General features: G+C 60.9%; 12 protein-coding genes. 6 read left to right on the plus strand and 6 right to left on the minus strand.

The annotated features are described in order from the left end of the window. Position 1: 1 nt before the first annotated feature. Together astD and B7Y89_RS06690 are read right to left on the minus strand one after the other, a co-directional pair. Positions 2-1,417 carry a succinylglutamate-semialdehyde dehydrogenase gene (gene astD, locus B7Y89_RS06685; RefSeq protein ID WP_292936939.1) on the minus strand — a complete coding sequence of 472 codons (1,416 nt, stop codon included), beginning with the start codon at positions 1,415-1,417 and terminating at the stop codon, positions 2-4. 99 nt (positions 1,418-1,516) lie between these two features. Then, positions 1,517-2,926 carry a protein adenylyltransferase SelO family protein gene (locus tag B7Y89_RS06690; RefSeq protein ID WP_292937052.1) on the minus strand — a complete coding sequence of 470 codons (1,410 nt, stop codon included), beginning with the start codon at positions 2,924-2,926 and terminating at the stop codon, positions 1,517-1,519. Between the two features lie 84 nt (positions 2,927-3,010). Here B7Y89_RS06690 and B7Y89_RS06695 point away from each other — a divergent pair, with 84 nt between their 5' ends. The 5 genes from B7Y89_RS06695 (at position 3,011) to B7Y89_RS06715 (ending at position 8,772) form a co-directional block, all read left to right on the plus strand. Then, complete coding sequence (locus B7Y89_RS06695) at positions 3,011-3,868, plus strand: alpha/beta hydrolase (protein ID WP_292936941.1); 858 nt, start codon at positions 3,011-3,013, stop codon at positions 3,866-3,868. Then, on the plus strand, positions 3,865-5,019 hold the full coding sequence (locus tag B7Y89_RS06700; RefSeq protein WP_292936943.1) for a glycosyltransferase family 4 protein: 1,155 nt from the start codon (positions 3,865-3,867) through the stop codon (positions 5,017-5,019). The genes B7Y89_RS06695 and B7Y89_RS06700 overlap by 4 nt, the downstream gene beginning before the upstream one ends. A gap of 128 nt (positions 5,020-5,147) precedes the next feature. After that, positions 5,148-5,918 carry a tetratricopeptide repeat protein gene (locus tag B7Y89_RS06705; RefSeq protein ID WP_292936945.1) on the plus strand — a complete coding sequence of 257 codons (771 nt, stop codon included), beginning with the start codon at positions 5,148-5,150 and terminating at the stop codon, positions 5,916-5,918. A 20-nt stretch (positions 5,919-5,938) separates the two neighbouring features. Beyond that, the gene (locus tag B7Y89_RS06710; protein ID WP_292936947.1) at positions 5,939-7,285 is read left to right on the plus strand and encodes a PQQ-like beta-propeller repeat protein; all 1,347 of its coding nucleotides are present in this window, start codon (positions 5,939-5,941) and stop codon (positions 7,283-7,285) included. Positions 7,286-7,437: 152 nt separating this feature from the next. Then, complete coding sequence (locus B7Y89_RS06715; RefSeq protein ID WP_292936949.1) at positions 7,438-8,772, plus strand: isoprenylcysteine carboxylmethyltransferase family protein; 1,335 nt, start codon at positions 7,438-7,440, stop codon at positions 8,770-8,772. Between the two features lie 2 nt (positions 8,773-8,774). On the opposite strand, the gene B7Y89_RS06720 is transcribed toward B7Y89_RS06715, so the two are convergent. The 3 genes from B7Y89_RS06720 to B7Y89_RS06730 all read right to left on the minus strand — a co-directional run bounded on the left by B7Y89_RS06720 (position 8,775) and on the right by B7Y89_RS06730 (position 11,279). Continuing rightward, positions 8,775-9,074, minus strand: coding sequence for a putative quinol monooxygenase (locus B7Y89_RS06720; RefSeq protein ID WP_292936950.1), 300 nt, complete (start codon positions 9,072-9,074; stop codon positions 8,775-8,777). Then, complete coding sequence (locus B7Y89_RS06725) at positions 9,074-10,447, minus strand: glutamate--cysteine ligase (RefSeq protein ID WP_292936952.1); 1,374 nt, start codon at positions 10,445-10,447, stop codon at positions 9,074-9,076. Before B7Y89_RS06725 ends, B7Y89_RS06720 begins: the two co-directional genes overlap by 1 nt. Positions 10,448-10,526: 79 nt before the next feature. Beyond that, the gene (locus B7Y89_RS06730) at positions 10,527-11,279 is read right to left on the minus strand and encodes a 16S rRNA (uracil(1498)-N(3))-methyltransferase (RefSeq protein ID WP_292936954.1); all 753 of its coding nucleotides are present in this window, start codon (positions 11,277-11,279) and stop codon (positions 10,527-10,529) included. Between the two features lie 47 nt (positions 11,280-11,326). Between B7Y89_RS06730 and ubiA the strand changes: the two genes are divergently transcribed. Continuing rightward, complete coding sequence (ubiA, locus tag B7Y89_RS06735) at positions 11,327-12,241, plus strand: 4-hydroxybenzoate octaprenyltransferase (RefSeq protein ID WP_292936956.1); 915 nt, start codon at positions 11,327-11,329, stop codon at positions 12,239-12,241. On the opposite strand, the gene B7Y89_RS06740 is transcribed toward ubiA, so the two are convergent. Continuing rightward, entirely contained in the window at positions 12,220-13,050 is an 831-nt protein-coding gene (locus B7Y89_RS06740) for an arylamine N-acetyltransferase (protein WP_292936958.1), read from the minus strand. The two genes, ubiA and B7Y89_RS06740, sit on opposite strands and share 22 nt — an antisense overlap. Positions 13,051-13,114: the final 64 nt, after the last annotated feature.

Raw genomic sequence — 13,114 nt, forward strand, 5'->3', positions numbered from 1 at the left:
GCTAATCACTGCGCAGCCCAACGCCGATGCTGGCGCGCGGTTGGTCCATCTCGGTTGATGCCACCGGATAGGCGCAGTAATCAGCCGCGTAAAAGGCGCTTGGCCGGTGATTGCCGGACAAGCCCACGCCGCCAAACGGCGCGCCTGAACTTGCGCCATTGGTGGGGCGGTTCCAGTTAATCACGCCTGCACGGATGTTTGCCCAAAAGCGGTTGTAATCCTGCGGTGTGCCGCCAATCAACGATGCGGACAGGCCAAAGCGGGTGCTGTTCGCCTCGGCAATCGCTTCGTCAAAATCGTTCACTTTGACCACTTGGAGCAGTGGGCCAAACAGTTCCACGTCGGGCCGATCTGCTACGCCCGTCACATCGATGATGGCAGGCGACAGGAACGGCAAATCATCACGCAAGCGCACCATATGCTTGATCGGGCGGCCGCCTGACGACAGCAGATAGACGAAGCTTTCGGTCAGGCCATCGGCGGTGCGGTTGTCAATTACCGGCCCCATGTATGGCGGCGGATCGTCAAACGGTGCGCCAACAATGATGCGATCGGCCAGGCGTTTTACCCCGTCGATCACTTCATCATAGATCGATTCCTTGACGATCAACCGGCGCGCGGCGGTGCAGCGCTGGCCCGCGCTGGTGAAGGACGATTGCGCAATCAGCGACACCGCGTCCTGCATTTTGGGTGTGTCCCACATCACAATGGGATTGTTGCCGCCCATTTCCAGCGCAACCATTTTGCCGGGATTGCCTGCCAGTTTGCGATTGATCGCGATTCCGGCATGAGCAGATCCGGTGAACAAAACGCCGTCCACTCCTTCATGCGTAACCAGTTCCTGTCCTGTATCAGGACCGCCGATCAGCATTTGCACCACCGCCGCTGAAATCCCGGCGCGATTGAAGCACAAGGCCAGTAGTTCACCCGTTGCCGGCGTCTTTTCCGAAGGTTTGAACACCACCACGTTGCCGGCAATCAGGGCCGGCACGATATGGCCATTGGGCAGATGCGCGGGGAAATTGTACGGCCCCAGCACAGCCATTACGCCATGTGGTTTGTGACGCAGGGCCGATGTGCCCTGCAATGCGGAATCCAGTTTGCGTTGCGATGTGCGTTCCGCATAAGCGCGGATGGAAATCTCGACCTTGTTGATGACGCTTTCAACTTCGGTGCGCGCCTCCCACATCGGTTTGCCGGTTTCGCGCGCGATCATCTCGGCCAACTTGTCCGATTCTTTGCGCACTTCGTTGGCGAACCGCCGCACAAGTTCGATTCGCGTGGCAAGCGGTTGGGCCGCCCATGCAGGCCAGGCTCGCCGCGCGCGCGCTACCACATCGTCGACATCGCCGACCTTGCCGCGCCACATTTCCTCGCCGGTGGCGGGTTCGTAAGATATGATTTCGGCAACTGCCACAGATCAGCCTGTCTTTTTGCTTGGTTCGTCGGGCTTGTAACACAAATCCTTAACGCGGCTTTTAAACACTTTGCATTGCAATTAGGCAATATTGCTTTGTCAGACAGGCGCGTGGCCCTGTGGATGGGGCCTATCGCCCATCGCTTCGCCCATCCGCCGGATTGCTGCTACCTTGGTATGAAGGGCTGACCAATCATCGGCTTCGGCAATCGGCTGCCAAATCGCTTCGACCTCGTCAATCAGCATCGTTTGTGGCGCATCATCAGCCCAATAGGCATGGCTGGCATCGGTCGCGGTATACGGCGCGAGTGCTGCCTTCAGCGCTGCGCCTTCGGCCGTATCTGCAAACACCCCGCGCCCACCGCGATGGGCAAAGAAGAACGCGTCTGGCCCCGCGCCTTCAGCGGCCATCGCGGCCTCGCATGCGCCGATCAGCGCGGTGTCCTCTTCCAACCCGCGCGGCACAACCCCCAACCGCCAGCACCACCGCCGCGCCATGGCTTGCTGGTACAGTTCAGGATAGCGGTTCAGCGCCTCGATCAATGGCGCTGCTTCCACCAAAGACCGCAGCGCCACCGCCAATTGCCCGCAATTCCAATGAACCGCTTCAGGCTGGCGGCCATAAGCATAAAGCCCCTGATGATCGAAATAGGCCGCCGTAAAGCCCGGCTCCCACTTTGGCAGCCAGCGCCACGGCCCATAATCAAAACTTTCGCCGGTCACGTTCATGTTGTCCGAATTCAGCACGCCATGGACGAACCCTGCGACCATGTAGCTCGCCGCCATATCGGCCATGCGTTCAATAACCTGGTTGAAAAACCGCACAGCCGGATGTGGCGCGTCAGGAATGGCAGCGCCGGGGAAATTGGTAAGGCAATAGGCGACCAGTTGCGCCATCTCGTCCTCAAGCTGCAACGCGCTTAGCCGTTGAAACGTGCCGATTCGGATGTGCCCATGGCTCAGCCGCACCATCACCGCAGACCGTGTCGGCGAAGGTTCATCCCCGCGATACAGCGCTTCGCCGGTTTCGATCACGCTGAACGTGCGGCTGGTGTTAACCCCTTGTGCCGCAAGCATTTCGGTCGCCAAAATCTCGCGCATGGCGCCTTTCAGCGTCAGCCGCCCGTCACCCTGCCTGCTCCACGGTGTTTGCCCTGAACCTTTGGTGCCAAGGTCCATCAAGCGTCCGTCGCCATCCAGCATTTGCGCAAAGGTAAAGCCGCGCCCATCGCCAAGGTCCGGATTGTAAACGCGGAACTGGTGCCCGTGGTAACGCAGCGCCAGCGGCTCTGGCATATTATCGGGCAGGGGATCAAACCGGCCAAAGTGGCGCAGCCACTCCTCGTCGCTCAAATGATGCAGGCCAACGTCCGCCGCGGCACGGTCATTTCGCCAGCGCAGGCGGGTTTCGGGAAAGTCCGCTGCGCGCACCGGATCGCCTATCCAGTCTGCCAGCGCCATGATCCGGGGCGATGCGCGATAGATCGCGTCTTGCGGGAGCGGCTGCATCCCTGCAATAGTGGGCATAGCAAGGCCCGTCTGCAAGCGGGTTCGTTCAATCTTGGGCCAAACAGAGGCGGTTTCACTACGATCATGGCGGAATACGAAGATCGTTATTGGACCAGCGGCGACGGGCTGCGCCTGCATTTCCGGCTATATGACGGTGATTCCAGCCGTCCGCCGGTCATCTGCTTGCCCGGTCTCACGCGCAATGCCCGTGATTTTGAAGACCTCGCCGCGCGTCTTGCGGGAAGATGGCGCGTGCTGTGCCCTGAAATGCGCGGGCGCGGCGATAGCGATTATGCCAAAGATCCGATGACCTATCAGCCCCTGCAATACTTGCAGGATGTCGAAGCGCTGCTGGCGCAAGAGGGCATTGACCGGTTCGTAGCCGTGGGCACCTCGCTTGGCGGATTGTTGACGATGCTGCTGGCGATCAGCAACCCTGACCGGATCGCGGCGGCGGTTCTGAATGACATCGGCCCCGAACTTTCGGCAAGCGGCCTTGAACGGATTCGCGGCTACGTTGGCCAAGGGCGCAATTTTGAAACGTGGATGCATGCCGCGCGCGCGCTTCAGGAAAGCAGCGGCGATGTCTATCCCGATTGGGAAATCACCGATTGGCTGCGCTATGCCAAGCGTATCATGGCGCTTGGTACCGGCGGGCGCATTGCGTTCGATTATGACATGAAGATTGCCGAGCCATTCGAAGAACCGCAAGGCGCGGCCCCGCAAGTGGATATGTGGCCGATGTATGATGCGCTGGCCACGCGGCCCCTGCTGCTTTTGCGCGGCGAAACCTCGGACATTCTCGAAGCGCATGTTGCCGCCAAGATGGCCACGCGCCCCGGTGTTGAATTGCTCACGCTCCCCCGCATTGGCCACGCCCCCACGCTGGATGAGGCTGAATCGGTTGCCGCAATCGAACGATTGCTTGAACGCGTGGCATGAAGTCGGTTGCAAAGGGTGCGCCGATCAAGGTGCTCCACCTTCATTCCACGTTTGATGCAGGCGGCAAGGAACGCCGCGCTGTCGCATTGATGAACCGCTTTCATCGCGGGGTGGAACATCACATCGTCTCGGCCCAGCCCGGCGCGATGGGGGCAAAGGGCCTGATTGATAAGCGCGTTGCGGCCTATTTCCCGTTCGGCTTCCCGCCGCTTGCCGGAAAACTGCGCATCGCCCGCCTGCAAAAGCTTGCGCGCGCCATGCAGGGTTTCGATCTGGTCCTGACATACAACTGGGGGGCAATGGACGCGGTGTTTGCCCATGCCGTCTTCGGCCCGACCATGGGTCTGGCCCCGCTGATCCATCACGAAGACGGCTTTAATGCCGATGAAGCAGGCGGTCTGAAGCGCAGCCGTAATTGGTACCGGATGGTCGCTTTGTCCCGCGCCTCGGCTTTGGTGGTGCCCTCGCGCCAGTTGGAAGAGATCGCGCTCAAGACGTGGCGACAGCCCGCTGCGCGCGTCCACCGCATCGCCAATGGCATTGAAACCAGCGCTTACGGGCGCAAGCCTCGCCCCGACGTTCTGCCCCGCGTGGTCAAGCGTGCGGGCGAAAAGTGGGTTGGCACATTGGCGGGCCTGCGCGCGGTAAAAAACCTGCCGCGCCTTGTCCGCGCCATGCAGGGCCTTCCGCCTGAATGGCATCTTGTGATCCTGGGCGAAGGGCCCGAGCGTGAGGCAATTCTGGCCGAAGCCACACGCCTTGAAATTGGCCACCGCGTCCATTTGCCCGGTCACGTCGCCGATCCTGCTGCTGCCATTGGCCTGTTCGATGTGTTTGCATTGTCATCGGACAGTGAACAGGCCCCCCTTTCGGTCCTTGAAGCGATGGCGGCGGGCCTGCCTGTCGCCAGCCCCGCCGTGGGCGATATTGCGGAAATGGTCAGCGAACCCAACCGGCCCTTTATCAGTGCTCCCGGCGATGACGCCGCCCTTGCCAATGCCATCGCGGCGCTTGCGTCGGATGACCTTCAACGCCGCCGCATTGGCGATGCCAACCGCATTCGTGCCCGCGACCATTATGATGAAACCGTGATGGCGCGCCACTATGCCGCGCTCTATGCGCGGGCTATGGGGCGGGCCTCGTTCCCGTGATCTTCTTCACCCAGGGTTCACGCAAGGATCGTACAGAATCAATTCCGTTGAAAAGGCGGTCCCATCCGCTAAACAGCGCGCCAGACAAACGCTAGCAATCTTCATCCGCACTATTTGAAAGCGCTGACTTGGCTCTCCGTCCTGATCGTCCGCAGTCCTCTCCTGATCAACTCCCGGCCCGCGATGATGGGCGAGGGGGGGCGTCTGGTGGTGATGCTTTCCTGCGCGAAGTTGATGATGCGCTGCGTGAAGACCAGGTGTTCACCGCGCTGCAACGCTATGGCAAACCTGTCGGTGCGCTGATTGTGGCGGGCTTGCTCGGGCTGGCCGGTTGGCTTTGGTATCAAAACCACACCAATACCGTGGCGGGTGAACAAGGTGAAGTGCTCACCAAAGCGCTTGATCAACTGGAAGCGCGCAACCTCAAAGGCGCGACAACCGAACTTGCCCCGCTGGCCAAGGACAGTGGCGCTGGCTACCGCGCCTCGGCCAAATTGCTCGAAGCCGGCATTCTGGCTGAACAGAGCAAGACTGACGAAGCTGCCAAAGCGTTCGCCGCTGTCGCCGCAGATGTAGATGCCCCGCAGGCCTACCGCGATCTCGCCTCGATCCGCGAAGTGGCGCTGACGTTTGACAAGATCGGCCCCGAAAAGGTGGTCGAGCGCCTGAAGCCTCTTGCTGTCCCGGGTAACGCCTGGTTTGCCAATGCCGCAGAAGTTGTGGGAACGGCTTATCTCAAGCAAGGCAAGAATGATCTGGCAGGCGCGCTGTTTGCGCAGATTGCCAAGGACAAGACCGCACCTGATTCACTGCGCCGCCGTGCCCGCCAGATGGCTGGCCTGCTTGGCGTCGACGCCGTTGAAGACCCGAGCGAGACCTCGCTGCCAGCGGTACAATGAACACGCAAGGACGACACGCCATGAAGTCTACACCCACCCTTCGCCGCGCCACTGTCGCCAGTGCTCTGGTCCTCGCGCTCGCTTTGGGCAGCTGCGGCATTATCGGCGGCAAGGACAAGGTCAAGACCACCCCGACCATCGGCCAGCGCACCCCGATCCTGTCCAAGATCGAAGCAGGCACCAAAGTTGACGAGACGATCGGCCTGACGCAAGTCGTCCTGCCCTTGCCCGAAGTGAACGCTGATTTCGCCCAAGGCGGCGGCAATGCCAGCAAATCTTACGGCCACGTTGCGCTGGGCACTTCGCCCACCAAGGCGTGGAGCGTCGGCATCAAAGGCTCATCTTCCTCGCGGCGTCTTGCGGCTTCACCCGTTGTCGGTGGCGGCAAACTGTTTGCGATGGACACAGACGGCATGGTCCACGCATTCGATGCCGCAACCGGTGCGCGCGCATGGACCACGTCGGTCGAGGCTGAAAAGCAGAACTCGGGTTCATCCTTCGGCGGCGGCGCTGCTTATGATGAAGGCCTTGTCTACGTAACGAATGGCGTGGGCGAAGTCGCCGCGCTTGATGCTGCCAACGGCGCTATCAAATGGCGCGTAAAGCCTGCTGGTCCATTGCGCGGTTTCCCCACGGTTGCCTTTGGCCAGGTGATGGTGATGACGCAGGACAACCAGATCCTTGCGCTCAACGCCACCGATGGCGCGGTGCTTTGGAATGAAAACGCCTCTGTCGGCCAGACCAACGTGTTCGGCGTGGCCGCCCCTGCCGCTGGCCAAGGCACCATCGTTGCGGGTTATTCCTCGGGCGAACTGGTTGCTTACCGCTATGAAAACGGCCGTCAGTTGTGGGCCGATGCCCTGGCCCGCACCAGCATCGCCACCAGCGTTTCGACGCTGACCGATGTTGATGCCGATCCCATCATTGAACGTGGCCGCGTTTATGCCTTGGGGCAGGGTGGACGCATGGCAGCTTATGAACTGGTCACCGGCCAGCGCATCTGGGAACTGAACCTTGCGGGCATTTCCACCCCCGCCATCGCGGGTGACTGGATCTTTACGCTGACGGATGAAGGCAAGCTGCTGTGCATTGCCAAGGCCAACGGCAAAGTCCGCTGGATGACCGAGCTTCAGCGTTTCAAGAACGAAAAGAAAAAGAAGAACCCGATCTTCTGGACCGGTCCCGTCCTTGCGGGCAACCGCCTGTGGGTGGCCAATTCGCGCGGCGAAGTGATGAGCGCATCGGTCACTGACGGCACGGTAAGCAAATTCACCAACCTCGGCTCTGCTATCAGCCTCGCTCCGATCGTGGCCAACCAGACGCTTTACATCCTTGACGACGGCGGCAAAATCACCGCGTTCCGTTAAGACGAGAACAGCCCACCCCCGCCCCCTCCCGTAAACGGGAGGGAGCGAGACTTAATGAGCCATTGGCGAATTTGGTCGCAGCGGGGTGGGCATTCTGCCGCTCAACACATCACAACGGATTGCTAACCGTTTCAGGCTAAGCAGGGCCCGTCATGACCACGCGCCCCTCTCCTCCGCCATCCGATGTCTCCGCAGGCGTCGGCATTGCCGGCCTTGTCGGCCTTGCCTTCTGGGTGCTGGTGTGCCGCTACTGGCCTGCGATTGGCGAGGCTTTCGGATTGCCCGGTCCGCGTGAGGTCATGGACGGCCCTGCCGCTGCCATGGCCGCGATGGTGTTTTCAGGTGCAGGCATGGTCGGCTGGTCGCTGCTGGTGGACAAAGTCCACCGCCGTCCTTCCACCGGCATAGATTGGTCATCCCCGCGCCCCTTGCGCGATGTTGTCGATATTTCGATCACCAAAATCGCCGGGCTGTGGGCCACCTGGGCGTTGATCGGCTTCGCTTATTGCATCGCCCGCTGGTACTGGCGCGGGCAATATGTTTTCGCGATGGAAGTGCTGGAAAGCGCTGTTCCGTTCCTGTTTCTGGGTGCCATTCCTTATGTCCTCTGGCTGGACCGGGTACTGGTAAACCCGCGGGACGGCGCATGGCACTTTGGCGCAATGCTGATCGGCCGCGAACCTTGGGATGCTGCCGAAGTAAAGCGCCACTGGTTGTCGTGGGCGGTGAAGGGCTTCTTCTGCGCCTTCATGATTTCCATCGTCCCCGGCGGGTTTGGCGCGGTGGTGCGCTATGACTGGGCTTCGGTCACGCACGATCCCGTCGCGCTGGCCATACTGCTCATCGAAACGATGTTCATGGTTGATGTGCAGATCGCCATGGTTGGCTATCTTCTCACCTGCAAGCCGCTGGATTCGCAAATCCGCTCGGCCAATCCGCACCTTGGCGCATGGGTTGCGGCGCTGATCTGCTATCCCCCGTTCATTCTGATGGGCGAAGGCGATGTGCTGGATTACCGCCACAATGGCGCTGAATGGATGTACTGGCTGCAAGGCCACGATACGCTGCTGTGGCTATGGGCAGGCGCGCTGGTGTTCCTGACCGCCGTCTATGCCTGGGCGACGGTTGCATTCGGTCTGCGCTTCTCAAACCTGACCTATCGCGGTGTCCTGACAAACGGGCCTTATGCCTTCACCCGCCACCCGGCCTATCTGTCGAAGAACACTTATTGGTGGCTGGCATCGCTGCCGTTCCTTGTCACCAGCGGGTCAATGGTGGATGCCATCCGCAATACGGTCATCCTCGGGCTTGTCAGCGCGATCTATTACTGGCGCGCGCGTACCGAAGAAAAGCACTTGCTGGCCGAAGATGCCAAGTACCGCGAATACCATGCGTGGATGGACGAGCACGGTCCCATCACGCGTGTGCTGCGCCGACTGTCAAAAGCGGTAACGTCACACCGGCCAGTCATCCAGCCAGCCGAGTAAGGTCAGACAGCGACGCCCTCGTCGCTTTCAAACACGCGTATGTCACGTTCACTCAGGCCAAGGGTGGCGCGTTCCTGCGCCCACACCTTCATGTGGTCGGTCTGGAAATGGGCATCCAGCGCCGCGCAGTCCCGCCACTTTTCGGCAACGCGCACCAGCCCTGCATCAACCATATCACGCGAATAGGCATAGAGGATGCAGCCGTCTTCTGCCCGCGTGGCCGCGATCACTTTTGCCATCATTGGCAGGGCGGCTTCAAAACTTTCCAGCGGAAGGCGGAAGCTGCCCAGCACGATAATCATCAGAAACTTTTTTCCGCGTAAATCCGCGAAAGATCGCCGCCCCATTCGCCGTTGTACAAGTTTAGCAAACGCTCAGCCGGGGTCAGACCGCTTGAAACAATCTCGTCGAGCGGCTGAAGATATCCGGTTTCATTGTCCCCTGCATCGTTCAGGCGGTTGCGCGCGGAAAGCCCGCTGCGGGAAATGGCCAGAACCTCTGCCGCAATGTCGCGCAACTTTCCGCCACCCGGCAGAGCAGCGTCCAGCCCCAGCTTGGGCACTTCTGCGCGCAATTTCTCGCGCCCGTCCATGTCCCAATCCTTCACCAGATCCCACGCTGCATCCAGCGCTGTCTGGTCATACAGCAGGCCTACCCACAGCGCAGGCAGTGCGCAAATCCGGTTCCAAGGCCCACCATCTGCCCCGCGCATTTCAAGGAACGACTTCAGCCGCACTTCGGGAAACGCGGTTGAGAGATGATCGACCCAGTCCGATGCCTTGGGCTTTTCTCCCGGCAAAACCGAAAGCTTGCCATCAAGGAAGTCACGGAAAGAAAGCCCCGAGGCGTCGATATATTTGCCATCGCGGTAAACAAAATACATCGGCACATCGAGCATGTAGTCCACATACCGTTCGTACCCGAAGTCTTCATCGAACACGAATGACAGCATCCCCGTGCGCGCAGGATCGGTATCGGTCCAGATGTGGCTGCGATAGGACAGCAGGCCGTTGGGCTTGCCTTCAAGGAACGGGGAATTGGCAAACAGCGCCGTCGCCAACGGCTGCAAGGCCAGACTGGTGCGGAACTTCTTCACCATGTCAGCCTCGCTCGAATAGTCGAGGTTGACCTGGATGGTACAAGTCCGGAGCATCATGTCGAGGCCCATCGATCCCACGCGCGGCATGTGCCGCAGCATGATGTCATAACGGCCCTTGGGCATCACAGGCAGCTCTTCGCGGGTCTTGTCCGGCCACAGGCCCAGACCCAGATAGCCCAATCCCAGCTTGTCGCCGATGGTCTTTACTTGCGCCAGATGCCGCCCGGTTTCCGCACAGGTCTGATGCAGGTTTTCCAGTGGTGCGCCTGAAAGTTCCAGTTGTCCCGCAGGTTCAAGGCTGATCGCGCCGTCAGGCCCGCTCATCGCAATGACATTGCCGCCTTCCAGCACCGGTTCCCAGCCGAACTCGGTCATCGCCATCAACAGATCGCGAATCCCGCCCTGTTCCGTGTAGGAAGGCGCGCGCCGGTCAGCCGTGCGATAGACGAACTTCTCATGCTCGGTGCCGATGCGCCAGCGTTCAGCGGGCTTTTCACCCTTCTGCATGGGCGCGACCAACATGTCGCGGTTCTCGATGATAGGATCGTTGCGATCTGAAACTTGCCGCGTGCTCATGGCCGTTGCCGATAATGCCCCGCAAGGCTTTAGACCAGCAGAATTCTTGGGAATGACCATTGCGCCATTGGCGGCAATTTTACGCGCCCCAATCGCCCTGCAACCCCATCCACAGCGCGGTTCCGGCAATTGACGCGGTTTCCCCGCGAAGGATACGTGGCCCCAGCGCAATTGCCACGGCGGCGGGGTGCGCGCGAATCAGGGCGCGTTCTGTCTCGTCAAAGCCGCCCTCAGGCCCCACCAGCAGCGCAGCGGGAGCCGTGCCTGATTGCACAAACGCCTTTGCCACCGGCATCCCGCCGTTCTCGTCAGCAAAGAACAGCGTGCGCCCATCGGGCCAATCGCGCAGCATGTGCTCCAGCTTTGCCGTTTCCCCCAGCGCGGGCAGGGCGGTGCGCGCGCATTGTTCTGCGGCCTCGGTCATGATCGTGCGCGCACGTTCGGGGTTCAGCTTGACCGCCACACAACGTCGCGTCACCACCGGCACCACTTTGGCCACGCCCAGTTCGGTCGCTTTTTCCAGCACCAGATCAAAGTTCAGCTTTTTCAACAGCGCCGCGCACAGCCAGAAGTCAGGCACATCTTCGCGCGGACGGCTTTGCCGCTCCACCTCGACCACCACCACGCGCTTGTCGACTTGCGTAACCCGCGCCACCCATTCGCCGGTCCGGTCATCGCACAGGATCACCGCATCGTTTGGCGCAATCCGCATGACCTTGCCCAGATAATGCGCCTGCCCGCCCTCGATCGGCAGCCGCATGCTCTCTGTCAGCGTCGTATCAACAAACAGGCGCGGTGCGCTCTTGGGCGGCCAGGCGGGAGTAGCTGTCATCAATATCGGCCTAGCGGATTTCACCACAGACGGTAAGGCTTCTCGCCATGGACCCGGCAACTTCCGCACAGATCGTCCCCGATAGCGAGCACAAGGGCCTCGTCGCCCGCCTGCCACAGCCGTTGCGCGATTATGCGCTGCTGGCGCGGTTTGACCGGCCCATCGGCTGGTGGCTGCTGTTCTGGCCCTGCGCATGGGGTCTGTTTCTGGCAGGCGGAACCGCGCGGTGGGGCATTCTGGCATGGATGCTGGCAGGTGCCATCGCCATGCGTGGCGCAGGCTGCGTTTATAACGATATTGTCGATGCCGATCTCGATGCCCGCGTCGCGCGCACGGCCTTGCGTCCCATTGCCAGCGGTGCGGTTTCCAAGCGAGCGGCTTGGGGCTGGTTGCTGATCTTATGTGCCGTCGGACTGATCGTGCTCCTGCAATTGCGGTGGGAGGCGCAGCTTGTCGCGCTTGGCAGCCTTGGCCTTGTCGCCGCCTATCCGTTCATGAAGCGCATCACCGGCTGGCCGCAAGCGTGGCTTGGCCTAGTGTTTACATGGGGGGCACCTGTCGGTTGGGTTGAGGCGACCGGTTTCGAACGCCTCGGCCCGCTTGGCCTGCTTTATGCGGGCTGCTGGGCTTGGTGCATGGCCTATGACACGATCTACGCCCTGCAAGACCGTGAGGACGATGCGCTGGTTGGCATCGGTTCGTCAGCACTGTCCTTCGGAAAGCAGGTAAGGGCAGGTGTCACCGCGCTTTACGGCATGGCGCTGGCGTGCTGGGGCGGTGCGGTGTGGCTCGTCCGGCCCGATGCTGTAGCTTTGCTGGCGCTTGTGCCTGTGGCGCTGCACCTTGGCTGGCAAGTGGCCACACTGAAAGAGGACGGCGTCGATCCGCTTGCCAAATTCCGCTCCAACCGGTTTGCCGGGTTGCTGATGGCAGCGGCGTGTTATGTGGTGGGCAGCGCCTGATCGCCGAACAACGCCTCATGCCGCGCACAGATCGCCGACCACATGTCAGCCGCCTCGGGCGTATCCAGCAGGAACACATCGCGCAAACAGGCAACCAGTTCACCTGCTGAACCCAATTCCCGCCGCGCTTCGCCTTTCGCAGTGATCTCTGAGAGCACTTTGCCACGCAGCATGAAATAGCGCCCGCCACCGCGCCGCTGTACCGTCAGGTTCTGCACAAACACCGATGCCGGATCGCTGGCTTGCCAAACGCACATCCGCGCAAGTTCAGCCTCATCCGCAGCTTTGGCGTCGAAGTCATAAGACATCGCCACCGGCTCTACCGAAAGCCGCCACATCGCGTCATCCGTACGCGCCAGACGCACAGGCAGCGGCGCATGAAGCCACTCGCCTTCCTCCAGCGGCACTGGCGCGCCAATCCAACTGCCAAAGCCCGCATCCACCAGCCAGCGCCCGTCCACCAGCAGACACAAATGCGATCCCATCGCAGCATCACCGCGCACCTGCCGCATCACGCCAGCGCTGATCCGCACAACGTCAAAGCCAATCGCCGCCAAGGCAGCGCCCAGCACGCCATTATGCTCATAACACCAGCCCCCGCGCCGCCGCTCCACCAGCTTAAAAAAGGCTGCGTCGGGATCAGTAGTCAGCCTGCGGCCCAGTTGTACGTCGATGTTCTCGAAGGGGATGGCCTGCGTGTGGGCGCGGATGATGGCGTCGAGCGTCTGAAAATCAGCTGCAACAGGGTATGCAAAGCCAATGCGATCAAAATAGGCCTGCAATTGCAAAAACGTGAGTGGAACAACCATCAGAACGTCCGGCACAAGTTTTGGATTATGATGTATGCTTACGGAAACAAACAAAACGAGCGCG

Origin of the sequence: Novosphingobium sp. 32-60-15, assembly GCF_002280675.1 — a bacterium.
Taxonomy (GTDB): Bacteria; Pseudomonadota; Alphaproteobacteria; order Sphingomonadales; family Sphingomonadaceae; genus Novosphingobium.

Coding starts and splice junctions, on each gene's coding strand:
- B7Y89_RS06725 (WP_292936952.1), bottom strand. CDS start 10,447: ATGAGCACGCGGCAAGTTTCAGATCGCAACGATCCTATCATCGAGAAC.
- ubiA (WP_292936956.1), top strand. CDS start 11,327: ATGGACCCGGCAACTTCCGCACAGATCGTCCCCGATAGCGAGCACAAG.
- B7Y89_RS06710 (WP_292936947.1), top strand. CDS start 5,939: ATGAAGTCTACACCCACCCTTCGCCGCGCCACTGTCGCCAGTGCTCTG.
- B7Y89_RS06700 (WP_292936943.1), top strand. CDS start 3,865: ATGAAGTCGGTTGCAAAGGGTGCGCCGATCAAGGTGCTCCACCTTCAT.
- B7Y89_RS06715 (WP_292936949.1), top strand. CDS start 7,438: ATGACCACGCGCCCCTCTCCTCCGCCATCCGATGTCTCCGCAGGCGTC.
- B7Y89_RS06730 (WP_292936954.1), bottom strand. CDS start 11,279: ATGACAGCTACTCCCGCCTGGCCGCCCAAGAGCGCACCGCGCCTGTTT.
- B7Y89_RS06720 (WP_292936950.1), bottom strand. CDS start 9,074: ATGATTATCGTGCTGGGCAGCTTCCGCCTTCCGCTGGAAAGTTTTGAA.
- B7Y89_RS06695 (WP_292936941.1), top strand. CDS start 3,011: ATGGCGGAATACGAAGATCGTTATTGGACCAGCGGCGACGGGCTGCGC.
- B7Y89_RS06690 (WP_292937052.1), bottom strand. CDS start 2,926: ATGCAGCCGCTCCCGCAAGACGCGATCTATCGCGCATCGCCCCGGATC.
- B7Y89_RS06740 (WP_292936958.1), bottom strand. CDS start 13,050: ATGGTTGTTCCACTCACGTTTTTGCAATTGCAGGCCTATTTTGATCGC.